Source organism: Actinotalea subterranea (genome assembly GCF_008364845.1).
Lineage (GTDB): Bacteria > Actinomycetota > Actinomycetes > Actinomycetales > Cellulomonadaceae > Actinotalea > Actinotalea subterranea.
On the sequence record NZ_VTTP01000001.1, the window covers coordinates 301,264 to 324,853 of the forward strand.

At 74.4% G+C, this 23,590-nt stretch carries 22 protein-coding genes; 15 read left to right on the forward strand and 7 right to left on the reverse strand.

All coding sequences use genetic code 11. The features are described from left to right. Nucleotides 1-2: 2 nt before the first annotated feature. Nucleotides 3-377, reverse strand: coding sequence for an RNA-binding S4 domain-containing protein (locus FZ988_RS01410; protein ID WP_149202212.1), 375 nt, complete (start codon nucleotides 375-377; stop codon nucleotides 3-5). Between the two features lie 59 nt (nucleotides 378-436). On the opposite strand from FZ988_RS01410, the gene FZ988_RS01415 reads away from it, so the two are divergent. Together FZ988_RS01415 and FZ988_RS01420 are read left to right on the forward strand one after the other, a co-directional pair. Beyond that, nucleotides 437-931 (forward strand): MarR family winged helix-turn-helix transcriptional regulator, encoded by a 495-nt coding sequence (locus FZ988_RS01415; RefSeq protein ID WP_149202213.1) that lies wholly within the window; start codon nucleotides 437-439, stop codon nucleotides 929-931. A 10-nt stretch (nucleotides 932-941) separates the two neighbouring features. Then, a complete protein-coding gene (locus FZ988_RS01420; RefSeq protein WP_149202214.1) occupies nucleotides 942-2,183 on the forward strand; it encodes an amidohydrolase in 1,242 nt (413 codons plus the stop codon). Nucleotides 2,184-2,198: 15 nt separating this feature from the next. On the opposite strand, the gene pgi is transcribed toward FZ988_RS01420, so the two are convergent. Continuing rightward, nucleotides 2,199-3,899, reverse strand: a complete 1,701-nt coding sequence (pgi, locus tag FZ988_RS01425; RefSeq protein WP_149202215.1) for a glucose-6-phosphate isomerase — start codon at nucleotides 3,897-3,899, stop codon at nucleotides 2,199-2,201. A gap of 144 nt (nucleotides 3,900-4,043) precedes the next feature. On the opposite strand from pgi, the gene FZ988_RS01430 reads away from it, so the two are divergent. From FZ988_RS01430 to FZ988_RS01450, 5 genes are read left to right on the forward strand one after another with little or no spacing between them, the layout of a single operon-like run. Further along, the gene (locus FZ988_RS01430) at nucleotides 4,044-4,550 is read left to right on the forward strand and encodes a GNAT family N-acetyltransferase (RefSeq protein ID WP_149202216.1); all 507 of its coding nucleotides are present in this window, start codon (nucleotides 4,044-4,046) and stop codon (nucleotides 4,548-4,550) included. 53 nt (nucleotides 4,551-4,603) lie between these two features. After that, nucleotides 4,604-5,443 carry a DUF72 domain-containing protein gene (locus FZ988_RS01435; protein ID WP_149202217.1) on the forward strand — a complete coding sequence of 280 codons (840 nt, stop codon included), beginning with the start codon at nucleotides 4,604-4,606 and terminating at the stop codon, nucleotides 5,441-5,443. Nucleotides 5,444-5,464: 21 nt separating this feature from the next. Beyond that, entirely contained in the window at nucleotides 5,465-5,689 is a 225-nt protein-coding gene (locus tag FZ988_RS01440) for a FeoA family protein (RefSeq protein WP_149202218.1), read from the forward strand. Continuing rightward, nucleotides 5,686-7,611, forward strand: a complete 1,926-nt coding sequence (gene feoB, locus FZ988_RS01445; protein WP_149202219.1) for a ferrous iron transport protein B — start codon at nucleotides 5,686-5,688, stop codon at nucleotides 7,609-7,611. The genes FZ988_RS01440 and feoB overlap by 4 nt, the downstream gene beginning before the upstream one ends. After that, complete coding sequence (locus tag FZ988_RS01450) at nucleotides 7,608-7,847, forward strand: hypothetical protein (protein WP_149202220.1); 240 nt, start codon at nucleotides 7,608-7,610, stop codon at nucleotides 7,845-7,847. Before feoB ends, FZ988_RS01450 begins: the two co-directional genes overlap by 4 nt. Nucleotides 7,848-8,030: 183 nt before the next feature. On the opposite strand, the gene FZ988_RS01455 is transcribed toward FZ988_RS01450, so the two are convergent. The 3 genes from FZ988_RS01455 to FZ988_RS01465 all read right to left on the reverse strand — a co-directional run bounded on the left by FZ988_RS01455 (nucleotide 8,031) and on the right by FZ988_RS01465 (nucleotide 13,038). Next, a complete protein-coding gene (locus FZ988_RS01455) occupies nucleotides 8,031-9,866 on the reverse strand; it encodes a DUF222 domain-containing protein (protein ID WP_188078932.1) in 1,836 nt (611 codons plus the stop codon). A gap of 408 nt (nucleotides 9,867-10,274) precedes the next feature. Further along, nucleotides 10,275-11,711 (reverse strand): aminotransferase class I/II-fold pyridoxal phosphate-dependent enzyme, encoded by a 1,437-nt coding sequence (locus FZ988_RS01460; protein ID WP_149202222.1) that lies wholly within the window; start codon nucleotides 11,709-11,711, stop codon nucleotides 10,275-10,277. A 58-nt stretch (nucleotides 11,712-11,769) separates the two neighbouring features. Next, a complete protein-coding gene (locus tag FZ988_RS01465) occupies nucleotides 11,770-13,038 on the reverse strand; it encodes a multidrug effflux MFS transporter (RefSeq protein ID WP_246169074.1) in 1,269 nt (422 codons plus the stop codon). Nucleotides 13,039-13,114: 76 nt separating this feature from the next. Here FZ988_RS01465 and FZ988_RS01470 point away from each other — a divergent pair, with 76 nt between their 5' ends. After that, nucleotides 13,115-13,945: an SOS response-associated peptidase gene (locus FZ988_RS01470; RefSeq protein ID WP_342781110.1), complete on the forward strand. Its 831-nt coding sequence runs from the start codon at nucleotides 13,115-13,117 to the stop codon at nucleotides 13,943-13,945. Nucleotides 13,946-13,978: 33 nt separating this feature from the next. Here FZ988_RS01470 and FZ988_RS01475 read toward each other — a convergent pair whose 3' ends face one another. Together FZ988_RS01475 and FZ988_RS01480 are read right to left on the reverse strand one after the other, a co-directional pair. Further along, on the reverse strand, nucleotides 13,979-15,055 hold the full coding sequence (locus tag FZ988_RS01475) for an adenylate/guanylate cyclase domain-containing protein (protein WP_149202223.1): 1,077 nt from the start codon (nucleotides 15,053-15,055) through the stop codon (nucleotides 13,979-13,981). Between the two features lie 14 nt (nucleotides 15,056-15,069). Continuing rightward, nucleotides 15,070-15,948 (reverse strand): biotin--[acetyl-CoA-carboxylase] ligase, encoded by an 879-nt coding sequence (locus FZ988_RS01480; RefSeq protein WP_246169075.1) that lies wholly within the window; start codon nucleotides 15,946-15,948, stop codon nucleotides 15,070-15,072. A gap of 138 nt (nucleotides 15,949-16,086) precedes the next feature. On the opposite strand from FZ988_RS01480, the gene FZ988_RS01485 reads away from it, so the two are divergent. From FZ988_RS01485 to FZ988_RS01515, 7 genes are all read left to right on the forward strand, one after another. After that, the gene (locus FZ988_RS01485; protein WP_149202225.1) at nucleotides 16,087-17,709 is read left to right on the forward strand and encodes an acyl-CoA carboxylase subunit beta; all 1,623 of its coding nucleotides are present in this window, start codon (nucleotides 16,087-16,089) and stop codon (nucleotides 17,707-17,709) included. Beyond that, a complete protein-coding gene (locus FZ988_RS01490; RefSeq protein WP_149202226.1) occupies nucleotides 17,706-18,308 on the forward strand; it encodes a hypothetical protein in 603 nt (200 codons plus the stop codon). Before FZ988_RS01485 ends, FZ988_RS01490 begins: the two co-directional genes overlap by 4 nt. Continuing rightward, nucleotides 18,305-18,541: an acyl-CoA carboxylase epsilon subunit gene (locus tag FZ988_RS01495; protein WP_188078933.1), complete on the forward strand. Its 237-nt coding sequence runs from the start codon at nucleotides 18,305-18,307 to the stop codon at nucleotides 18,539-18,541. Before FZ988_RS01490 ends, FZ988_RS01495 begins: the two co-directional genes overlap by 4 nt. Before the next feature lie 91 nt (nucleotides 18,542-18,632). Continuing rightward, complete coding sequence (locus tag FZ988_RS01500) at nucleotides 18,633-20,360, forward strand: DUF885 domain-containing protein (protein ID WP_149202228.1); 1,728 nt, start codon at nucleotides 18,633-18,635, stop codon at nucleotides 20,358-20,360. Between the two features lie 70 nt (nucleotides 20,361-20,430). After that, nucleotides 20,431-21,087, forward strand: coding sequence for a Maf family protein (locus FZ988_RS01505; RefSeq protein WP_149202229.1), 657 nt, complete (start codon nucleotides 20,431-20,433; stop codon nucleotides 21,085-21,087). Nucleotides 21,088-21,205: 118 nt separating this feature from the next. After that, on the forward strand, nucleotides 21,206-23,011 hold the full coding sequence (locus FZ988_RS01510; protein ID WP_223145005.1) for an acetyl/propionyl/methylcrotonyl-CoA carboxylase subunit alpha: 1,806 nt from the start codon (nucleotides 21,206-21,208) through the stop codon (nucleotides 23,009-23,011). 6 nt (nucleotides 23,012-23,017) lie between these two features. Next, nucleotides 23,018-23,530, forward strand: a complete 513-nt coding sequence (locus FZ988_RS01515) for an NUDIX hydrolase (RefSeq protein WP_149202230.1) — start codon at nucleotides 23,018-23,020, stop codon at nucleotides 23,528-23,530. The last annotated feature ends 60 nt before the right edge of the window (nucleotides 23,531-23,590 follow it).

The window sequence follows — 23,590 nt, forward strand, 5'->3', positions numbered from 1 at the left end:
CGTCAGCGCCCGCGGAGCCGCTCGAGCACCCGCCGCTCGCGCTTGGTCGGCCGCCCCGCGCCGCGGTCACGCTGGGCGACGAGCGCGACCGTGCCCGGGGCCGGGGGCGGGGGCGTGTGGTCGACGAGGCACTGCGGCACGAGGGCGGCGCCGACCCGCTTCTCGATGACCTGCGTGACGACGACGACACGCTCGGGGCCGTCGCCGCGCACGCGCACCTCGTCGCCCACGGCGACCTGGGTCGCCGGCTTGGCGCGCTCTCCGTTGACGCGCACGTGACCCGAGCGGCACGCGGCGGCGGCGAGGGCACGGGTCCGGAAGAGGCGCACGGCCCAGGTCCAGCGGTCGACGCGCGTGCGGGTGAGCTCGGCGGTCATGGGCCCACGCTACCGAGCGGGGTTGTTGTAGAATCAACTACCTGCCCCCGAGGAGACCGATGAGCCCCACGCACGAGCCGCGCTGGCTCACGCCCGAGGAGCTGCGCGCGTGGCTGCGCCTCCAGGCGGTCGTCGAGCTCCTGCCCGCCACGCTCGACGCCCAGCTCGGGCGTGACTCGGGCCTGACGCACTACGAGTACCTCCTGCTCGCGATGCTCTCGGAGACGCCAGGCCGGACGCTGCGGATGTCCCAGCTCGCGTCCGCGACGAACGCGACGCTCCCCCGGCTCTCGCACGTCGTCAAGCGTCTCGAGGCGCGCGGGCTCGTCACTCGGCACCCGTGCACGGACGACCGTCGCGCGACGCTCGCGCGGCTGACCGACGCGGGCTGGGACACCGTCGTCGCGAGCGCACCCGGCCACGTCGAGACGGTGCGACGCCACGTCATGGACGTGCTCACGCCCGCCCAGGTCGAGCAGCTGTCCACGATCGCGGCCGCCGTCGGGCGGTCCCTGGACCCGGAGGGGCGGCTCTACGCCCTGACCGGCGACTAGCCTGGCAGGCATGGTCCACCGCACCCCCGGAACACCGTCCGTCGTCGCCGTCACCGGGGGGTACGTGGTCCCCGTCTGCGCACCCCCCATCCCCGGCGGCACGGTCGTCGTGGTCGACGGCCGGATCACCGCCGTCGGCGTGGACGTCGAGGTGCCGGACGGCGCACGCGTGATCGACGCGACCGGCCGGTGGGTGCTCCCCGGGTTCGTCGAGGCGCACGGGCACGTCGGCATCGCCGAGGAGGGCGAGGGGGCGGCCGGCGACGACGTGAACGAGATGACGGGCCCCGACATGGCCGCGGTCCGGGCGATCGACGCGATCAACATCGACGACGAGGGCTTCCGCGACGCGCTGCTCGGCGGGATCACGTCCGTCGTCGTCAAGCCGGGCTCGGGCAACCCGATCGGCGGGCAGACCGTCGCGATCAAGACGTGGGGCGGGCGAACGATCGACGAGCAGGTCATCTCGGACGCCGTCTCCATCAAGTCGGCCCTCGGGGAGAACCCGAAGCGCGTGTACGGCGCCAAGAAGCAGACGCCCGCGACCCGCCTCGGCACGGCACGCGTCATCCGCGAGGCGTTCGTCCGCGCGGAGCACTACCGGGCCGCACGCGCCGCAGCCCTGAGCAAGGGTGAGCCGTTCGCGCGCGACCTCGGGCTCGAGGCCCTCGTCCGCGTGCTCGACGGCGAGCTCGCGTGGGACCAGCACTGCCACCGGCACGACGACATCGCGACGGCCGTGCGCCTCGCCGACGAGTTCGGCTACCGCCTCGTGGTCAACCACGGCACGGAGGGTCACAAGATCGCCGACGTCCTCGCCGAGCGCGGCATCCCCGTGATCTTCGGGCCGCTGTTCACCAGCAGGTCGAAGGTCGAGCTGCGGGACCGGTCCATCGCGAACCTCGCGACGCTCGCGGCCGCCGGCGTGCGCGTGGCGATCACGACGGACCACCCCGTGGTGCCCGTGAACTTCCTCGTGCACCAGGCGACCCTGGCCGTGAAGGAGGGGTTGCCGCGGTCGACCGCGCTCGAGGCCCTCACCGTGAACCCTGCGGCGATCCTCGGGCTCGACGCGCGTGTCGGCGCCCTGGCCCCGGGCCGTGACGGCGACGTCGTCGTGTGGTCCGGGGACCCGCTCGACGTGCATGCGCGCGTCGAGCGGGTCCTCATCGAGGGCGTCGAGGTCTACGGCTCCGACGACGCCGGGGGCACGCCCCGGGTCGTGGAGCGCGCGGAGCGTTTCCGCCGCTGAGGCGGGAGCGCCCCGTCAGCGCCGGCGGCGGTGGGCGAGGTAGTACTCGATGAGCCCGCGCGTCGACGGGTCCTGGGCGTCGAGCGCCGCGGCGTCGCCCGCGACCGCCGGGGCGATCTGGTTGGCCAGGACCTTGCCGAGCTCGACACCCCACTGGTCGAACGAGTCGATGCCCCAGACGATGCCCTGGACGAACGTGATGTGCTCGTAGAGCGCGATGAGCTGGCCGAGCACCGCGGGCGTGAGCGCGGGCGCCATGATCGAGGTCGTGGGGCGGTTGCCGCCGAACACGCGCGCCGGCACGATCTCCTCGGCCGTGCCCTCGGCGCGCACCTCGTCCGCCGTCTTGCCGAACGCGAGCGCCTTGGTCTGGGCGAAGAAGTTCGCGAGGAAGAGCTCGTGCACGTCGGGGGCGCCCGGGGCGGCCTGGTCGACGAGCGGGTGGGCGGGGGTTGCGACGGCGATGAAGTCCGCCGGGACGAGCCGCGTGCCCTGGTGGATGAGCTGGTAGAACGCGTGCTGCCCGTTGGTGCCGGGCTCGCCCCAGAAGACCTCGCCCGTGTCCGTGGTCACGGGCGTCCCGTCCCAGCGCACGGACTTGCCGTTGGACTCCATGGTCAGCTGCTGCAGGTAGGCCGCGAAGCGGTGCAGGTACTGCGCGTAGGGCAGCACGGCGTGCGTGTGCGCGCCGAGGAAGTTCACGTACCAGACGTTGAGCAGGCCCATGAGGACGGGCACGTTGCGCTCGAACGGCACGGTGCGCAGGTGCTCGTCGACGGAGTGCATCCCGGCGAGGAGGTCGCGGAACCCGTCCGGGCCGATGGCCACGGCCAGGGACGTGCCGATCGCGGAGTCGAGCGAGTAGCGTCCGCCGACCCAGTCCCAGAAGCCGAAGGCGTTCTGGGGGTCGATGCCGAACGCGGCGACCTTGTCGAGCGCCGTCGAGACGGCGACGAAGTGCTTCGCGACCGCGGCCGACCGCGCGTCGTCGGTGTCCTCGATCGCGCCCGCGGCGACGAGGCCCGTCCACATCCACTGACGCGCGAGGCGCGCGTTGGTGAGGGTCTCGAGCGTGCCGAACGTCTTCGACGCGACGATGAAGAGCGTCGTCGTCGGGTCCAGGTCGCGCAGCGTCTCGGCGACGTCGGTCGGGTCGATGTTCGAGACGAACCGCAGCTCGACGTGGTCGGCGGCGTAGGGCTTGAGGGCCTCGTAGGCCATCACGGGGCCAAGGTCGGACCCGCCGATGCCGATGTTGACGACCGTGCGGATCGGGGCGCCGGTGACGCCCGTCCACTCGCCGCTGCGCACACGCTCCGCGAACGCGAAGACCTTGGCGAGCTCGGCCTGCACGTCGGCGTCGACGTCCTGGCCGTCGACGACGAGGCGCGGGTTCGCCGACGCCGGACGTCGCAGCGCGGTGTGGAGCACGGCTCGGTTCTCGGTCACGTTGATGTGCTCGCCGGCGAGCATCGCGGCAATGCGGCCCTCGAGGTCGACCTCGTGGGCGAGCCGCACGAGGATCTCGAGCGTCTCGTCGGTGACGAGGTTCTTCGAGAGGTCCACGTGGAGGTCGCCGACCCCGTGGCTCAGGCGTCCCGCGCGCTGTGGGTCGGCTGCGAACCAGCCGCGCAGGTCGGGCGTGAAGGCGGCCCGGTGCGCGGTCAGCGCGGCCCAGGCACTCGTGGTCGTGGCGTCGACGGGTGGGGTGATCACGTGGCTTCCTCCTGCGGGACGGTCGGCTCCACCGTATTGCCCGGCGGCGGCGTAGGACACCGGACCTGGTACCCGTGCGACGATGCCGGGCGTGTGCTCGCCGCCGTGGGGCGAGCACCGGCGCGCGAGGAGCATGGAGGACGCATGGGCGGGATCGGGGTCCGGGCGATGACTGCGGCCGACTGGCCGGCCGTCGGCGAGATCTACGCGGAGGGCATCGCCTCGGGCGACGCGACCTTCGAGACGTCGGTCCCCTCGTGGGAGACGTGGGACGCGTCCCACGTGCCGGCGCACCGGTTCGTGGCGGTGGGCGACGACGACCCCGCGCGTGTCCTGGGCTGGGCCGCGTGCAGCGCGGTGAGCAGCCGGTGCGTGTACGCCGGGGTCCTCGAGAGCAGCGTCTACGTGGCCGCGGCCGCCCAGCGGCGCGGCGTCGGCTCGGCGCTCATGCGCGCGCTCGTCACGTCGACCGAGGCCGACGGCGTGTGGAGCCTCCAGGCGGGGGTGTTCCCCGAGAACGTGGCGAGCCTCGCGCTGCACGAGCGGCACGGGTTCCGCACGATCGGCCGGCGTGAGCGGATGGGTCGCCACGGGGACACGTGGCGCGACGTCGTGCTGCTCGAGCGGCGGAGCGGCGTCGTCGGCGTGTAGGGGTTCTCCTCCTCGACGCGCGGGCCGCGCTCGTGGTGCCTAGCGTGGCGCGCATGGGCGACGTCCGGATCGGGATCTCGGGCTGGCGGTACGCACCGTGGCGCGGGACGTTCTACCCGAGGGGCCTGCCGCAGAGGCTCGAACTCGCGCACGCGTCCGGCCTCCTCTCGACGATCGAGATCAACGGCTCGTTCTACGCGCTCCAGCGGCCGACGAGCTATCAGGCCTGGTACGCCCAGACGCCGGCCGACTTCCTGTTCTCGGTCAAGGGCGGCCGCTTCATCACGCACATGCTCAAGCTGCGCGGCGTCGAGCAGGCCCTGGCGAACTTCTTCGCCTCGGGCGTCCTCGCGCTGGAGGAGAAGCTCGGGCCCCTGCTGTGGCAGCTCCCGCCGCGGCTCGGCTACGACCCGGCGCGGCTCGCCGCGTTCTTCGACCTCCTGCCCCGCTCCACCGGGGCTGCCGCGGCGCTGGCCGCGGGGCACGACGAGCGCCTCGACGGGCGCGCATGGACGACGACGTCCGCGGACCGGCGGCTGCGCCACGTCCTGGAGGTGCGCCACGAGTCGTTCCTCGACCCCGGCCTGCCGGACCTCGCGAAGGCGCACGACGTGGGGCTCGTGGTCGCCGACACGGCGGGGAGGTGGCCGTTGATCGAGGAGCCGACGAGCGACCTCGTGTACGTGCGCCTGCACGGCGACACCGAGCTCTACGTGAGCGGGTACGACGACGCCGCGCTCGACGTGTGGGCCGCGAAGGTGCGCGGATGGGCGGCGTCGGGCCACGACGTGCTCGTGTACTTCGACAACGACGCCAAGGTCCACGCGCCGTACGACGCGCAGCGGCTCGCGGCCCGGCTCGGCGTAGGCCCATCGTCCCTGAGGATTGCCTAACCTCATCTCTACGGTCGAGGTATGCACCTCGGCAGCTGCCCGGTCGACGAGGACGTCGAGGTCGTCGAGGTCGACGTCCCGTCCGGGACCCGCCTGCGCCTGCACGAGGTGGGCATCCGGGTGGGCACGACCGTCCGTGTGAGCCAGCGCGCCCCGTTCGGCGGACGGGTCGTGGCGGTCGGCGCGTCACGGCTCGCCGTGGACCGGGCCACTGCCGGTCGGATCGCCGTACGGCCGCTGCCATGAGCACGTGCCACGGCCCGGACCCGTCCGGCGCCGCCGTCACGACGGCGACCCGTGGGCGTCGGGTGCTGCTCGTCGGCAACCCGAACGTGGGCAAGTCGACCCTGTTCAACGGCCTCACGCGGGCGCGGCAGCGGGTCATGAACGCACCCGGTACGACGGTCGAGCTGCAGACGGGGTCGTGGCGGACGGCGGCCGGGGCGTTCGACGTCGTCGACCTGCCGGGGACGTACAGCCTCGTGGCCCGCTCGCCCGACGAGGCCGTCGTGGCCGACGCGCTCGCCGTCGCGGGGCCGGACGACGTGGTCGTGGTGGTGCTCGACGCGACGGCCCTCGCGCGGTCGTTGTACCTCCTCGCCCAGGTCGCGCGTGACGGGCGGCCGGTCGTCGTCGGCGTCACGATGCTCGACGTCGCGGCGGCGCACGGCACGCCTCTGGACAGGGACCGGCTCGAGGCGGAGCTCGGGGTGCCGGTCGTGCCCCTCGACCCGCGTGGCACGGGTGGGCGGGTACAGCTCGAGCGGATGCTCGTCGAGGGGGGCGTCGCCCCCGTGGAGGGCGCCGCGCGCGCCTGGGCGTCGCCGCGCCCGCACGCCGCGGCGACGCTGGCTCCCGATCTGGCCGAGGCCGAGGCGCTCTTCGCGTGGGTCGAGGACGTCACGCGCGCCCTCGCGCCACCGACGCCGTCCCGCCGCACGCGGAGCGACGTCGCCGACCGCCTCCTCCTCAACCCGTGGGTGGGCCTGCCGGTCTTCCTCGCGACGATGTGGGCCCTGTTCGAGCTCGCGACGTCCGCGGCGGCGCCGGTGATGGACCTCGTGGGGACCTTCGTGGACGGGCCGCTGGCGGGTGCGGTGCGGACGGTCCTGGGCGGCTGGGCAGGGACGTGGGTCGAGGGGCTCGTCGTCGACGGCGTGCTCGCCGGGGTGGGGACCGTTGCGACCTTCGTCCCCCTCATGGCGATCATGTACACGGCTCTGTCGCTGCTCGAGGACAGCGGCTACATGGCGCGCGCGGCGTTCCTCGCGGACCGCGCCATGCGGTCGATCGGGCTCGACGGTCGCGCGATGCTGCCCCTCATCATCGGGTTCGGCTGCAACGTGCCGGCCATCGCGGCGACCCGCACCATCCCGGACGCCCGCCAGCGGCTCCTGACGGGCCTGCTCGTCCCGTGGACGTCCTGCGCGGCGCGCCTGACCGTGTACGTGCTCCTTGCGGGCGCCTTCTTCCCCGACCACGCCGGGACCGCGATCTTCGGCATGTACGTGCTGAGCATCGTGCTGGTCGTGCTCGGTGGGCTCGCCCTGCGCCGGTCCCTGTTCCGAGACCTGCAGCACGACGCCCTGCTCCTGGTGCTGCCCGCCTACCAGCGCCCCCGGCTGCGGTCGATCGCCGCGTCCGTGTGGTCGCGGGTGCGTGCGTTCACGGCCAGGGCCGGCGGGATCATCGTGGTCACCCTGACCGTGGTGTGGGTGCTCATGGCCGTCCCCGCGGGCCCGGGCCACGCCGTCGCGGACGTGCCCGTCCAGCAGAGCCTCTACGGCCGGCTCGCCGAGGTCACGGCCCCGGTCTTCGCGCCGGCGGGCCTCGACGACTGGCACGTGACCGCGGCCCTTGCCACGGGCTTCGTCGCGAAGGAGGTCGTCGTCGGGTCGCTCGCGCAGTCGTTCGCCGTCGAGGACGGTGGCGGCGTCTCGCTCGGCGAGAACCTGCGCAGGACGTTCGACGCGTCGTCCGACGGTCACGGGGCTGCGGCGGCACTCGCCCTCATGGTGTTCGTGCTGGGGTACACACCGTGCCTCGCGACGGTCGCGGAGCAGCGACGCAGCTTCGGGCTGCGGTGGACGGTGGGGGCGGTCGCGGTGCAGCTCGTGGTCGCGTGGGTCCTGGCGGTCGTGGTGTTCCAGGTGGGGAGGCTCCTGTGAGCACCCTGGCGCGCATGGTCGAGGAGATCCGGTCCGGCTCGACCGTCGACTCCGCAGCCGCCCGGCTCGGCATGCCTCCGGAGCTCGCCGAGGTCATGGTCGCCGAGCTCGCGCGGCTCGGCGTCGTCACCCCGCCCACAGCTCCCGGCCGCGCAGCCTGCGGGCCGACGTCCTGCACGCCGGACCCCGCATCACTGCGCTGCGCCGGCTGCCCGCTGGCCGGTCGCCGCCGCTGAGCGACCGTCGAGAGCCGCGTCGCCACCAGCCGTGTGGCCTTCCTGGGACGGAGCACGTGCGGGCGTTGAGCGGGTCCGCGCACTGAACAGGTCAGGTCGCTGAGCGCCTCCCGTCGCCACATGCACGAGACCGCAGGCGTCCAGGCGCCCTCACGGGCGGCGGTCGACGCCGGGCGTGCACCGCTAGAACGGGAACTCCCCGACGCTGATCGCGTGCTCGTCGATCCCTGTCCCTGTCCCGAGACCGTCGCCACCGGACCTTGTCCCAGCACCGTCGCCACCGGATCCGGTCCGGCGGCCGGGCCGCGGCCTGCTCCCGGTCACCGATGGCGCCGCGTCCCACGGGACACCAGGGGCTCGCGGTGGCACCGAGACGTAGAGGTGCCCGGTTGGTGTGCGCAGCTCGAACGTGCCGGGCTCGGGTTGTTCGAGGCGGAACCCACCGTGCGTCTTCTCGAGATGGTGCGGACGACACAGCGGCCCGAGGTTGCCCACGGATGTGGTCCCGACGCGCCCGGCGGGCCCGTGGTCGCTGCCCAGCGCGGACGTCCCGTCGTGGACGACCTTGGACGCACCCTCGCCACCACGCACCGGTCCGCCGTCCGCGGGGGACGCGCACGTGCCGTCGCCGCCGAGCCTGACCTCACCCTCACTCTCCCCCGCACCCGCTCGCACAGGCGCGCGCTCGGTGGGGACCGCGGACGTGCCCGCGCCGCCGAACGGGATCGTGTGGTCAAGGTCGCACCTGGCCGACGGCACGGAGCACGTCGGTACGACACATGACGGGTGACGCGCGCGGACGAGTGCCGCCATCTCGGCCGGCGGCTTGTACCGGGTCCGCCCCACGTCGACGACAGCGCCGCTCGGACCATCGACCAGGAGTCGTCGCCACGTCCCCTCCGCCGCGATACGGCGTGCGACATCCGCACCGATCGGTCCGTACCCGGCGAGCTCGGCGGGCCGCTCGTCGATACCGAGCAGGGTCCCGACACCGACCGTGACCTGGATCTCCGACCGCCGCCGGGGCGCCCCAGCCCCACGCTCGTCCTCGGCAGACCGACGCGTCGCGACGCCGGTCCATCCCGTCGACCACGCGAAGGTCGCCATCGCGTCGAGCGCGTCCGCGCGCACCTGATCGGCCGTACGTGGATCGGATTCTCCCCGAGCGGCCACGGCGGCCGCCTGAAGCGTCGCGTCGAGCCGCACGGCGGCCTCCGCGGGCAGGATCGCCCGGACGCTGGCCATGCCGTCGGGCAGCACTCGGGGCCTCTCCACGCGGCGGCCACGAGCGGCGCGCTCATGCCGCTCCTGGGCGTCGCGCGGGTCGACCTCCGCGAGCGCCCGCGCGACGTCGCGCCGGAGCTGCCCGTGCGTCCGCCCGCCAGCGCCCGGGAGCACCGCGTCCTCCACCTGGAGGCTCACCTGCCACGGCACGTCGGCGAGGGCGTCCGAGATCAGCGCTGCCTTGCCCCAGTCGATCTCGCCTCGCTCGAGGGCATCGCCCGTCCGGCCCAAGGTGCGCGACATCGCGGCACCGCGCCGCACGAGCGCTGCCGCCGCCTGGCGGCTCACCCCGAGTCGCAGCGACAGCTCGCTCGGTGCTGCGCAGCGCTCCGTCACCGGCCCGACGGCGCTCGGCCACGCAGGGTTCATCGCCGGCCGCGCTGCCAGCTCTGCGGAAGCGCTCGCTGCGCGCGCCTTGGCCCACGCAGCGACACGCTCGAAGGCTGCCACGACCTCGACGAGGTCGAACTCACCCAGGCGAGCGACGTCGACCGAGGCGAGCCAACCGGCGAGCTCGGCACACCCCTCGAGGTGCGTAAGGCCTGCGACGACCCCGTCGTCGACCTCACCAGCCAGCTCGGCGGCCTCCGACCGGAGCCACGCGTCGTGCTCCGCGACATCGGCGGCACGGCGGGCCGCGAGATCGTCAGGCGGCGTACGCCCCTCCGGAGCTGTCGGCGGAACACGCACGGCAGCACCCCGAGGCACCGGCAGGCGTTCCACGTCTTCGAACATACGTTCGATTCTTCCAGATCGAGGGGCCGAACACAACCAAATCCGGACAATCCACACCCCGTGGACAAACCTGGGGATCATGATCAGGGCGCTGGCTGGCCGGACAGCCCGGCTCCGCCCCGGAGAAGGCACTGCAGGCCGCCAGGTCACAGGTCACCAGGCACCCGGGTCCCAGGTCACCGCTCACCAGCTCCCCGCGTCGCCAAGGTCACCGGTCACCAGGTAGCCGGTTCGCCAGGTCACCAGGCAGGCGGGTCCAGTCACCCGGCCACCTCACCCCGCCCCAGCAACCACCCGCCACAGTCCCCAACCGCCCCGTGCGACGCACCCGTCAGTCATCCGACACCCGGGCCGGACATCCGAACGATGACCACCCGCGCACCGCGGCCCGCCTCCGGGCCCCGCCGGTCAGCCGGCTCGCAGCGCAGCCCGGAGCCCGACGAGTCGCGACACCGCCTCGACGAGGACCTCCTCGCGCTTGACGAACGTGAACCGCACGCGGCTCCGCATCGCCTGCGCAACCGCCGACCCCTCGGCGCAGAACGCACCGACCGGCACCGCGACGACGCCCACCAGGCCGGGCAGGCGGCGGCACAGCTCAACGCCGTCGATGCTGCCGCCCGGACCGCCGCGACCGTCACCGCCCGGCACATCACCCGGCCGACCGCCCGGCACACCACCCGGCACATCACCCGGCCGACCGCCCGCCACACCACCCCGCTCCCCGCCGCCCCGCGCGGTCCCACCACCTGGGACGATCCCCCCGCCACGCCCCACGGCCCGGTCGCCCTCGACCTCGCCCACCAGCGCACCGGCGTCGGCCACGACGAAGTAGGTCCCCTGGGGCACGACGACGTCGAACCCCGCCCGCACCAGGCCCTCGCACAGCAGGTCGCGGCGCGCGGCGAGCGAGCCACGCAACCCGGCGACGTACTCGCCCGTCCGTCCGTCGGCGTCGGCCAGCGCGGACGCGATCGCCGGCTGGAACGGCGCCCCGGACACGTAGGTGAGGAACTGCTTGACGGTCCGGACGGCGGTCACGAGCTCGGCCGGCCCGGTGACCCAGCCGATCTTCCACCCGGTGAAGGACAACGTCTTGCCCGACGACGAGATCGTGAGGGTCCGCCCGGCCATCCCGGGCAGGGTCGCCATCGGGACGTGCTCGACGCCGTCGTACGTCAGGTGCTCGTACACCTCGTCGGTCACGACCACCACGTCGTGCACGCGTGCGAGGCCCGCGAGCACCTCGAGCTCCGCGCGCGTCAAGACGGTCCCCGTCGGGTTGTGCGGGCTGTTGACGAGCAGCACACGGGTCCGGTCGGTGAACGCGCGGGCCGCTGCGGCGACGTCGAGCCGGAAGCCCGCCCCTGCCTCGTCGGCGACCAGGCCGATCGTCACGTGGCGCGCACCGGCCATCGCGATCACCGCCGCGTACGAGTCGTAGTAGGGCTCGAGGGTCACGACCTCGTCGCCCGGTCGCACGAGCGCGAGCACCGCGGCCGCGAGCGCCTCCGTCGCCCCGGTGGTGACCAGGACCTCGCTGTCAGGGTCGGGTCGCAGGCCGTAGGTGCGGTCCTGGTGCGCCGCGACGGCCTCGCGCAGCGCGACGGTTCCGCTCCCGGGCGGGTACTGGTTGTCGCCGGCGCGGATGGCGGCGACGGCCGCCTCGGCCACGTGGGCCGGGCCGTCGACGTCCGGGAAGCCCTGGCCGAGGTTGAGGGCGCCCGTGCGGGCCGCGAGCGCGGACATCTCCGCGAACACCGTCGGGCGCACCTCGCCGTCGGGGCGCAGCAGGCCGACGGCACGAGCGACGTCGGACCAGGGACCGTCGACCAGGGGTGCCATGCGGTCAGCGTAGGTGGGCGCCGCCACGGCACAGCTGGGCGCCCTGCCCCGACCGCACCTACTCCCCCATACGCAGCCATCCGCCGCGCCGGTAGGCAGGCGTGCCGAGCCCGACGACGACGAACGCCACCAGGATGCTGCCCAGCATCACCCCGGTCATCGCGACGGCGTCACCGCCGAGCACGCCCACGAGCGGGCTGACCGTGCCCGCGAGACCGGCCTGGAGGAAGCCGATGGTCGCCGCAGCCGTCCCCGCGCGCTCGCCGCGACGCGTCATCGCGAGCGCCGACGCGTTGGACATCACGAAGCCGAGCATCGCGGTCGTGAGCCAGAGCGCCCCGACGAGGCCCGCGACGCCGCCCGCGTGCGTCGCCGCGACCGCCACCAGGCCCGCCGCGAGCACGGCGGTCACGGGGATGCCGAGCCGCAGGAGGCGTGTGGGCCCCGTCCGGCGCACGAGCGCGGCGTTGACCTGCGACCCCGTGACCATCGACGTCCCGCCGATCGCGAACACGAGCGCGAACTGCTGCGCGGTCAGGCCGTACTCCTGCCGCAGCACGAACGGCGACCCCGCGACGTAGCTCATGATCATCGCCATGCCGAGCCCGGGCACCACCGCGAGGGCGAGGAACCTCCTGTCGCGCAGCAGGTCGACGTAGCCGTGGAGCGACGTGCGCAGCCCGTGCGCGACGCGACGCTCGGGCGGGAGCGTCTCGGGCAGGAACAGGGCCATGACGACGACGAGCGCGGCTGCGAGGACCGCGAGGGCGACGAAGACCGCGCGCCACCCCCACTGCGCGGCGACGACGCTGCCGACGGTGGGCGCGAGCAGGGGTGCGACCGCGATCACGAGCATCAGCCGGGACATGAGCCGGGCCGCCTCGGCCCCGACGAACCGGTCGCGGATCACGGCCATCGCGACGACCGTCGCCCCCGAGCTCACGAGCCCCTGGAGGACCCGCAGCGTCGCGAGCTGCTCGATGCTCTGCGCGACCACGCACAGCAGGGAGATGACGACGTGGAGCCCGACGCCGACGAGCACGGGCAGGCGTCGGCCGAGCCGGTCCGACAGCGGCCCGACGATCAGCTGGCCCAGCGCCCCGCCGACGAGCATGCCCGTGATCGTGAACTGGGCGGCAGCCTCGGTCGTGCCGAGGTCCGCCGCGACCTCGGGCAAGGACGGCAGGTACATGTCGGTGGTCACGGCCGGCAGCAGCGTGAGCAGCCCGACGAGGAGGACGAAGCCCGCGGTCCGCTCGCGCACGGCCGGCGGTGCGTCGACGCCGCGCTCGTGCGCCGCGCCGCTCGGGCCCTGGGTGCTCGTCACTCACGGAAGTATGACATCGGATCGATTCGACCGCACCGGCGCCGGCGCCGGGTGCCGGATGTCAGGGGTGCGCGGCATGCTGACACCCATGTGCGGTCGCTACGCCTCGTTCCGGAAGGCCCAGGAGCTCGCCGCGGCGTTCGACGTCGCCCCTGAGGCCATCGCCGAGGACGCGCTCGGCCTCCCGGCGTCGTGGAACGTCGCGCCGACCGACCCCGTGCGCGTCGTCGTCGAGCGCGCGCCCCGTCCCACGGGGCCCGGGGCGTCGCCCGGGTCCGAGGAGTCGTCGCGGGCCAAGGAGCACGGGGCCGACGGCGCCGCGGAGCGGTCGCTGCGCCTCGCCCGGTGGGGCCTCGTCCCCGGCTGGGCGAAGGACCCGTCCGTGGGCGCACGCATGATCAACGCCCGCGTCGAGTCGCTCGTCGAGAAGCCCGCGTTCCGCAAGGCCGTGGTCGCCCGGCGCTGCCTCGTCCCCGCCGAGGGCTACTTCGAGTGGCGCAAGCCCGCGGCGGGCGCACCGAGCCGCACGCCCAAGCAGCCGTTCTGGATCCACCCGGACGACGGCAGGCCGCTGGCCTTCGCGGGGCTCTACGAGTTCTGGCGGGACCGGTCACGCGCCGACGACGACCCGCTGCGATGGCTCGTCACCACGACGATCATCACGGGCGGCGCCCCGACCGACGACCCCGCGCTCGCCGAGATCCACGACCGCCGGCCCGTCGTGCTCGCCCCCGAGCACTGGGCCGCCTGGCTCGACCCGCACCAGGACGACGCCGAGGCCGCCGTCGCGCTGCTGCACGGCCCGGCACCCCGCCTCGTCCCGACGCCCGTCTCGACCACGGTGAACAGCGTGCGGTCCGACGGTCCCGAGCTCATCGAGCCGGTCGACCTCGACACCGCAGGCTGACGCGCCGCGGGCTGACACGCAGCGACCTGCCGCCTACGCCCCGTCCGCCGGCCCGGCCTGCGCGATCTCCACGGGTCGCAGCCGTCCCAGGCCGGGGACCTCCCGCTCGGCGAGCTCCGTGAGGCGGTACTCCGACCGGTCCTGGCCCCGCCGGGCCGCGAGCAGCGACGCCGTCGCCGCGTCGACCAGCACGCCGCCCGGCTCCGCCTCGGCCGTGAGCCGGGCCGCGAGGTTGACCGACGGGCCGAACACGTCGCCGAACCGCGAGAGCACCCGGCCCCACACGAAGCCGACGCGCACCGGGACGGGCGTCTGCGCACCGAACGCAGCCGCGAGGCCGAGCGCCACGCGCGCACCCGTCACCGCGTCGTCCGCCACGAAGAGCACCGCGTCACCGATGGTCTTGACGACGCGCCCGCCGGCCGCCGTCACCACGTCCCGCGCGCGCATCTCGAAGCTCTGCACGAAGTCCGCGAGCGCGGTCGAGCCCAGGCCGGCCGTGCGCGTCGTGAAGGACACGATGTCCGCGAAACCCACGGCGCGCGCGAGCGGGAGCTCGTCCGCGGACGACGCGACGCGCGCCGACGCGAACTCCTCGGCGAAGCGGCCCGCGATCGCCACGACCTGACGCCGCCAGGCGTGCACGAGCTGCTCCTCGAGCAGCGGCGCGAGCTCCGAGAGCCGGTCCAGCAGCACGAGTCGCGCGCTCGTGTCGTCGAGCGCGTAACGGTCCACCATGTGCTCGACGAGCGCCTCGACCTGCCACAGCACGAGGCGGTCCGTCGTGTGCCCGATCGCGCGCACCAGTGAGACGCCGGTGCGCGCCGAGACCTCGTACCGGCGGCGCGCGGCCATCACGGCGGCGATGACCTCGGCATCACGGTCGGTGTACGCGACGGCATCGGGCGACGTCGTCGGCAGCCCGAGCGCGTGCCAGAAGAGGCGGACGTCCGCGATGTCCGCGCCGGCGCGCTCAGCGAGCTGGGCGAGCGTCAGGGTCCGGGGGCCACCGAGCAGCTGGTCCTCGAGGCTGGAGAGCGTCGAGCGCCCACCCACGGGACCCGCGCCGGCCTCAGCGTCCTGGGACGGCTCGCCGACGGGTGCTGGCACCCCGACAGGCTAGTTCACGCGACGCCTCGGACGTGACGCACGTCACCGGCACGGACCGCCTCGCGCCGACCCGCGGCGTCGACGACCTCGAGCGCACCGTCGGGTCCCAACGCGTCCGCGCGGCCCTGGAGCACGCCACCGCCGGGCAGCTCGACCCGGACCGGTCGGCCGAGCGTCGCGCACGCCGCCGAGCACTCGGCGCCGATGCCGGCCGCCCACGCGTCCCCGTCCGCGGCCCGCCACCGCTGGTCCAGCTCGACGAGGCGGCCGACGACCGCCGCGAGCAGCGCGACCCGGTCGGGTGCCTCGTCGAGCACGAGGGCGAGCGACGTCGCGCTCTCGACAGGCAGGTCACGCGCCTGCTGAGCGACGTTGATGCCGATGCCGACCACGACGGCCGTGCGGCCGGGCGCGGTGACGAGGTCGCCGAGGACGCCCGCGACCTTGCGGGACGTCCCCCACCCCGGCAGGTCGAGGCCGTCGGGGGCGGGCACCAGGACGTCGTTCGGCCACTTCACGCTCGCCCGGGCACCCGCGTCCCCGAGCGCGCGCACGACGGCGAGGCCGGCGAGCAGCGGGACCCACCCGAGCCGCTCGAGCGGCACCTGCGGCCGCAGGAGCACCGAGAACGTCAGAGCCGTGCCGGGCGGGGTCGTCCAGGTCCGGCCCGCGCGGCCGCGCCCCGCCACCTGGTGGTCGGCGACGAGCACCGACCTGTCCGGCCAGGCCGCGTCGTCGTCGCGCACCGCCGCCACGAGGTCCGTGGAGGTCGACTCCGCACGCGGGACGACGACGAACCGACCGGGCGCCAGGGTCCCTCCGGCGGACACGGCCGCGAGCGCCGCGGAGAGCGCCGAGCCGACGGCAGCCTGCTCGAGAGGTGGGAGCGTCACGGACCCCACGCTAGGCGAGCCGGGCCGCGGCCGTGCCCCGCACGGGCTGCCGCTTGTACGGATCGGCACACCGCCGCGGGCCGACACGTGCGGGTCCCGCACAGACCATGTGGGGACCCGACAACTACCCTCGTCCACGTGACCGATGCACCTGGGACCACGAGCACGACGCCGATCGCCACCGGAACCGCGGCCAAGCTCGCCGACCTCGCACGCCGGACCTCGGCCGCGGTCGACGCCGCCGAGGAGGCCGCCGCCGCGAAGCAGCACCCGCGCGGCAAGAAGACGGCACGGGAACGGATCGCGGCCCTGCTCGACGAGGGCAGCTTCACCGAGCTCGACACGTTCGTGCGGCACCGCTCGACGGCGTTCGGCATGGACGCGAGGCGACCGGCCGGCGACGGCGTCGTCACCGGGCACGGGACGATCGACGGCCGCCAGGTCGCCGTGTACAGCCAGGACTTCACGGTCTTCGGCGGGTCCCTCGGGGAGGCGCACGGCCAGAAGATCACCAAGGTCATGGACCTCGCGCTGCGCACGGGCGTGCCGCTCATCGGGATCCTCGACGGCGGCGGCGCGCGCATCCAGGAGGGCGTCGGCGCGCTCACGCAGTTCGCGGAGATCTTCCGCCGCAACGTCGCGGCGTCGGGCGTCATCCCCCAGATCTCGCTCATCCTCGGCCCCAGCGCGGGCGGCGCCGTGTACTCGCCCGCCCTCACCGACTTCATCGTGATGGCCGACGGCACCTCGAACATGTTCATCACGGGGCCCGACGTCATCCGCGCCGTCACCGGCGAGGACGTCGGGTTCGAGGAGCTCGGCGGCGGGCTCACGCACAACGCCCGCTCGGGCGTGGCGCACTACCTCGGCGCCGACGAGGACGACGCGATCGACTACGTCAAGGCGCTCGTCGGCTACCTGCCCTCCAACAACCTCGCGGACCCGCCCGTCTGGGAGGACGACGACGCGCTCCCGGGTGCGCTCGAGGTGACCGAGGCGGACGAGGAGCTCGACACGATCGTCCCCGACTCCGACTCGCAGCCCTACGACATGCGCACGGTCGTCGAGCACGTCCTCGACCACGGCGAGCTCCTCGAGGTCCAGCCGCTGTACGCGCAGAACGTGCTCATCGGGTTCGGCCACGTCGAGGGCCGCCCGGTCGGCGTCGTCGCCAACCAGCCGCTCCAGATGGCCGGGACGCTCGACATCAACGCGGCCGAGAAGGCCGCACGCTTCGTGCGGACGTGCGACGCCTTCAACATCCCGGTCCTGACGTTCGTGGACGTGCCCGGGTTCCTCCCCGGCACCGACCAGGAGTGGAACGGGATCATCCGCCGGGGCGCGAAGCTCATCTACGCGTACGCCGAGGCGACGGTCCCCCTCGTCACGGTCATCACCCGCAAGGCGTACGGCGGCGCGTACATCGTCATGGGCTCGAAGCAGCTCGGCGCGGACGTCAACCTCGCCTGGCCCACGGCCCAGGTCGCGGTCATGGGCGCCGGTGGTGCCGTCAACATCCTGCAGCGCGGCGCGCTCAAGGCGGTGGCCGACGCCGGGGGCGACGTCGACGCCGAGCGCGCGCGGCTCACGCACGAGTACGAGGATGCCCTGGTGAACCCGTACGAGGCGGCCGACCGCGGGTTCGTCGACGCCGTCATCGCGCCGTCGCAGACGCGCGTGCAGATCGTCCGCGCGCTGCGTGCGCTGCGCACCAAGCGCGGCGCCATGCCGCCCAAGAAGCACGGGAACATCCCGCTGTGACCGGCGGCCACGACGACCACCCGGGGCAGCCGGGGCCCGACGAGCACGGATCGCACGGCTCGCACGGCTCGCACGGCGAGGAGCCGCTCCGCGAGCTCGACCCCGCCGACCTGCACCGCGCCGTCGACGACATCGCCGCGACGCTGCACGCCTACGTCGACACGGCGGCCGGCGTCCGCGGTGAGTTCGGCGCTGCGGAGGCCGACGTCGACCCCCGCGTCCTGGCCCTCGAGTCGCACGTCGCCCGGCTCAACGCGACCCTGTACCAGCTCATCCACGACCGGCTCGGGATGCACGCCGAGCTCACCGGCATGACCGTCGACGGGCACGACGCCGAGGGCGACCTCGAGGACGACGGGCACGACCACGACGAGGACGACCTCGACACGTTCCACCTGGGCTTCGTCGTCACGGGGCAGGCGCACAGCCCCGAGGTGACCCTGACGTCCGTGCTCGGTCTCATCGACGAGGCGGGCGCGGAGATCGCCCGCCGCCTGCTCGACCAGGGCTTCACCGTGCCCGAGTGGGGCTCGGCGCGCGGCGGCCCCGTGCTCTTCGACGAGGACGAGGACGAGGACGACGAGGAGCCGGACGCGTGAGCGACGACGAGGCCACGCCCCAGACCCACCTGCGCGTCGTGCGCGGCACGGCGGACGACGACGAGCTCGCCGCACTCGTCGCGGGCCTCGTGGCCGGCGCGGGCGCCGCGGGTACGGGCCGTCGCACGCACGACGCCGCCGCCGTCGGCCGCCGCCGCTGGCGCGCCGCCGTCGAGCCCACCGGGACGTGGCAGCCCTCGGCCGACGCGTGGCGCTGGAGCGCGCGCAGCTGACGCGGCCCGACGCCGCTCGCGGGTCACGGGTCACGGGCCACGGCGAGGGCGACGGCGTCGAGCGTCCGGACGTGGGAATAGGGTCGGTCGCATGACCTCTGCCACCCCCACCAGCACCCCGTCGGGAGCACCGCGCACACCCACCGCGGTCGACGCGATCGCCGACGCCTACGTCCTCACCGCGGCGCGGCTCAACCCGCTCGCAGCCACGGCCATGGGCCTCGACGGCTACGACCACCTGATGACCGACTACTCCCCCGCGGGCTGGTCTGCGCAGGCGGATGCCGCGCGGGCCGTGCTCGCCGAGCTCGACGCCGCCCCCGTCAGCGACGACGTCGACCGCGTGACGGTCGCCGCGATGCGCGAGCGCATCGGGCTCGAGCTCGAGCTGCACGACGCCGACGAGTGGATCGGCGCGCTCAACAACATCGCGTCCCCGCTCCAGGAGATGCGCGACATCTTCGACCTCATGCCGACCTCGACCCCCGAGCACTGGGAGAACGTCGCGGCGCGGCTCAACGCCCTGCCCCAGGCTGCGGCGGGCGTCGTCGAGTCGCTGCGCCTGGCCGCCTCGCGCGGCCGCGTCGCCGCGGCGCGTCAGGTGCGCGAGGGGGTCGACCAGGCACGCGAGCTCGCCGGGGACGGGTCCTTCTTCATCGGGTTCGTCGAGGGTGGCGCCGTCGACGCCGCTCTCGACGACTCGTCCGCCTGCCAGGCGATCCGGCGGGACCTGAGCGAGGGGGCGACGGCCGCCCGGGCGGCCTACGCCGACCTCGCCACCTTCCTCCAGGACGAGCTCCTGCCCCAGGCGCCCGAGTCCGACGCCTTCGGCCGCGAGCGGTACGCGCTGTGGTCGCGCTACTTCCTGGGTGCGCGCGTCGACCTCGAGGAGACGTACGCGTGGGGCCTCGAGGAGCTCGACCGCGTGATCGCGGAGCAGGAGGCCGTCGCCGCGACCGTCGCCGGGCCGGGCGCGAGCATCGCCGACGCGATCACCGTGCTCGACGCCGACCCGAGCCGGGTCCTCGACGGCACGGACGCCCTGCGCGCCTGGATGCAGGCGACGTCCGACGCGGCGATCACCGCCCTCGACGGCGTCCACTTCGACATCCCCGAGCCCATCCGGCGCCTCGAGTGCCGCATCGCCCCCACGCAGAACGGCGGCATCTACTACACGGGGCCGTCGGACGACTTCACGCGACCGGGCCGCATGTGGTGGTCGGTGCCGCCCGAGGTCACGAGCTTCACGACGTGGCGCGAGAAGACGACCGTCTACCACGAGGGCGTCCCGGGCCACCACCTGCAGATCGGCCAGGCGGTGTGCGAGCGCGCGACCCTGAACAGCTGGCGACGGCTCGCGTGCTGGGTCAGCGGCCACGGCGAGGGCTGGGCCCTGTACGCCGAGCGGCTGATGGCCGACCTGGGCTTCATGGACGACCCGGGCGACCGCCTCGGCATGCTCGACGGCCAGCGGATGCGCGCCGCGCGCGTCGTCCTCGACATCGGCGTGCACCTCGGCCTGCCGTGCCCCGAGCGATGGGGCGGCGGCACGTGGGACCACGACAAGGCGTGGGAGTTCCTCAAGGCCAACGTCGCGATGCCCGAGAGCTTCCTGCGCTTCGAGCTCAACCGCTACCTGGGCTGGGGCGGCCAGGCACCCGCGTACAAGATCGGCCAGCGCCTGTGGGAGGCCGCACGCGACGAGGCCAGGGCCGCCGCCGTCGCACGCGGCGAGGAGCTCGACCTCAAGGCGTTCCACGCGCGCGCCCTCGCGCTCGGCTCGGTCGGGCTCGACGTGCTGCGGGAGGCGCTCGTCTAGCACGGGCACGGCGTCGGGACGCGGCCGGGCGGAGCACGCACCGGGGCCGCCGACGGCATACCCTGCCGCGGTGACCTCGCTGCTGCTCGCCTCCGCGTCCCCCGCCCGCCGCGCCACCCTGCGCTCCGCGGGCGTCGAGCCGCTCGTCGAGGTCTCGGGCGTCGACGAGGACGCCGTGCTCGCGTCCGCAGCCGAGCGGTTCGGCGTGCTGGGCACCGCCGACGCGGTGCTCCTCCTCGCGCAGGCCAAGGCGCAGGCCGTCGCCGAGCGCGCCGAGGGGCTCGACGGTGCGCCCGACGACCTCCTCGTGCTGGGGTGCGACTCCCTGCTCGAGCTCGACGGCTCCGCGTACGGCAAGCCTGCCGACGCGGCCGACGCCGTGGACCGCTGGCGCCGGATGCGTGGCCGCTCGGGCGTGCTGCACACGGGCCACTGGCTCGTCGACCTGCGCCCCGGTGAGGCGGGCACCATCGGTGCGACGTCGTCGACCCTCGTGCACTTCGCCGACCTGTCCGACGCCGAGATCGACGCCTACGTGGCGACCGGCGAGCCGCTCGAGGTCGCGGGCGCCTTCACGGTCGACGGCCTCGGGGGCCCGTTCGTCACGGGCATCGAGGGCGACCACCACGGCGTCGTCGGCCTCAGTCTGCCCGTGCTGCGCGACCTCCTGGTCCAGCTCGGGCTCACGATGGCCGACCTGTGGAGCCCGCGCGACACGGCCGGGTGACACCCCGACTGGCGATCCCGACAAAGGCCCGCGGAGCCCGGTTGCCGATTCCACCAAAGGTGGGCCGCTCCGTGGGCCCCGTGCGGCCACCAGGCACGCCGTGACGTTACGGTGAGCCGTGCCCGCCATCCGCAAGGTCCTCATCGCCAACCGCGGTGAGATCGCCGTCCGCATCGCCCGCGCCTGCGCCGACGCGCGCGTGGCCAGCGTCGCGGTCTACGCCGACCAGGACCGCGAGTCCCTCCACGTCCGGCTCGCCGACGAGGCGTACGCCCTCGGCGGTGCCCGCGCAGCCGAGACCTACCTCGACGCCGCGGAGCTCGTCGACATCGCCCGCCGCTCCGGCGCCGACGCCGTGCACCCGGGTTACGGCTTCCTCGCCGAGAACGCCGCGTTCGCCCAGGCGGTCATCGACGCCGGCCTCACGTGGATCGGCCCGCCGCCCGCGGCCATCGAGGCGCTCGGCGACAAGGTGAGCGCACGGCACATCGCGCAGCGCGCAGGTGCGCCCCTCGTGGCCGGTACGCCCGACCCGGTGCAGGGCGTCGCCGAGGTCGAGGAGTTCGCCGCGCGCCACGGCCTGCCCATCGCGATCAAGGCCGCGTTCGGCGGCGGCGGGCGCGGCCTCAAGGTCGCCCGTGAGGCCGCGGAGATCGCCGAGATGTACGAGTCCGCGGTGCGTGAGGCGACCGCCGCCTTCGGCCGCGGCGAGTGCTTCGTCGAGCGCTACCTCGACGCACCACGGCACGTCGAGACCCAGTGCCTGGCCGACGCGCACGGGACGGTCGTCGTGGTCTCGACGCGCGACTGCTCGCTGCAGCGGCGCCACCAGAAGCTCGTCGAGGAGGCCCCGGCGCCGTTCCTCACACCCGACCAGGAGGAGCTCCTGCGGCGGTCGTCCATCGCGATCCTGCGCGAGGCCGGCTACGTCGGGGCGGGCACGTGCGAGTTCCTCGTCGCGACCGACGGCACCGTCTCGTTCCTCGAGGTCAACACGCGCCTCCAGGTCGAGCACCCCGTGACCGAGGAGGTCACCGGCGTCGACCTGGTGCGCGAGCAGCTGCGCATCGCCGCCGGCGAGCCGCTGGGCTACGACACCGTCGAGGTGCGGGGCCACTCGATCGAGTTCCGCATCAACGGCGAGGACCCGGCCGCGGGGTTCCTGCCGTCCCCCGGGCGGATCACGCGGCTGCGGCTGCCCGCAGGCCCCGGTGTGCGCGTCGACAGCGGTGTCGTCGAGGGGGACACCGTCTCGGGTGCGTTCGACTCGATGATCGCGAAGCTCGTCGTCACCGGTGCCACGCGCACGCAGGCGGTCGAGCGGGCCCGGCGGGCGCTCGCCGAGCTCGAGGTCGTGGGCATCCCGACAGTCGTCCCGTTCCACCGCGCCGTGCTCGAGGAGACGGCCTTCGTGCCCGTCGACCCGGCTGAGCCGTTCACGATCCATACGCGGTGGATCGAGACCGCGTTCGCCGACCGGCTGGTGGGCCTGCGGCCCGGGGCCGAGCCGGTCGCCGCGCAGGCGCCCGCCGACGAGCCCGCCGAGGCCGCGACCGAGCGTGTCGTCGTCGAGGTCGGCGGCAAGCGGATCGAGGTCGTGCTCCCGGCGGGCATGGGCCTCGGCTCGTCACGCAGCCGCGGCGGCCTGTCCACGCGGCCCCAGCGTGCGCGCCGCACGGTCGTCCGTGCGCCCGCCGCGTCGGCCAACGGTACGACGCTCGCCTCACCCATGCAGGGCACGATCGTCAAGGTCGCCGTCGCCGACGGTGCGCAGGTCAGCGAGGGCGACCTCGTCGTCGTGCTCGAGGCGATGAAGATGGAGCAGCCGCTCGTCGCGCACCGTGCGGGGACGGTCCAGCGCCTCACCGCGGGCGTCGGCGCGAGCGTGAGCGCCGGCACCGCGATCTGCGAGATCGTCGGCTGACACGCCGTGAGCCCAGCGCCCACCGGCGGGCTGCACCGGCAGGCGGGTGACGGCTGGGTCGACTGCGCGTGCGGGCGGCGTCACTGGGGCCTGCACGGTGCCGCCGGGCTCCTCCTGTTCCGGGACCGCGGTGCGTCCGGCGCGTCCGATCCCGCCCGGTTCGACGTCGTGCTGCAGCACCGCGCGCTGTGGAGCGACCAGGGCGGGACGTGGGGGCTGCCCGGCGGGGCGCTCGCGCCCGGCGAGGACGCCGTCCGCGGCGCGTTGCGCGAGGCGACCGAGGAGGCGGGCATCGATCCCGGGGCCCTCGAGGTCGTCACGACGCGGGTCCTCGACCACGGCCCGTGGGCCTACACGACGGTCGTCGCACGGGCGACGGGTCCTCAGGACCCCCGCGCCACGGACCCGGAGAGCCTCGAGATCGCCTGGGTCGGCCTCGACGACGTGGACCGGCGCCCCCTGCTGGTCGCCTTCGGCGACGCCTGGCCTGCGCTGCGCTCGATCGTCGAGACGGCCTGAGCACCCGCGATGCACGCCGGGCGACCCGCCCCGGACGACGTGCGCTACGCTCTCCGCGTT

Bases quoted from the DNA above. Each gene is read 5' to 3' on its own strand.
- FZ988_RS01420 (WP_149202214.1), top strand. From the start codon at position 942: ATGGTCCACCGCACCCCCGGAACACCGTCCGTCGTCGCCGTCACCGGG.
- FZ988_RS01435 (WP_149202217.1), top strand. From the start codon at position 4,604: ATGGGCGACGTCCGGATCGGGATCTCGGGCTGGCGGTACGCACCGTGG.
- FZ988_RS01430 (WP_149202216.1), top strand. From the start codon at position 4,044: ATGGGCGGGATCGGGGTCCGGGCGATGACTGCGGCCGACTGGCCGGCC.
- FZ988_RS01470 (WP_342781110.1), top strand. From the start codon at position 13,115: ATGCTGACACCCATGTGCGGTCGCTACGCCTCGTTCCGGAAGGCCCAG.
- FZ988_RS01440 (WP_149202218.1), top strand. From the start codon at position 5,465: ATGCACCTCGGCAGCTGCCCGGTCGACGAGGACGTCGAGGTCGTCGAG.
- feoB (WP_149202219.1), top strand. From the start codon at position 5,686: ATGAGCACGTGCCACGGCCCGGACCCGTCCGGCGCCGCCGTCACGACG.
- FZ988_RS01500 (WP_149202228.1), top strand. From the start codon at position 18,633: ATGACCTCTGCCACCCCCACCAGCACCCCGTCGGGAGCACCGCGCACA.
- FZ988_RS01460 (WP_149202222.1), bottom strand. From the start codon at position 11,711: ATGGCACCCCTGGTCGACGGTCCCTGGTCCGACGTCGCTCGTGCCGTC.
- FZ988_RS01410 (WP_149202212.1), bottom strand. From the start codon at position 377: ATGACCGCCGAGCTCACCCGCACGCGCGTCGACCGCTGGACCTGGGCC.
- FZ988_RS01415 (WP_149202213.1), top strand. From the start codon at position 437: ATGAGCCCCACGCACGAGCCGCGCTGGCTCACGCCCGAGGAGCTGCGC.
- FZ988_RS01455 (WP_188078932.1), bottom strand. From the start codon at position 9,866: ATGTTCGAAGACGTGGAACGCCTGCCGGTGCCTCGGGGTGCTGCCGTG.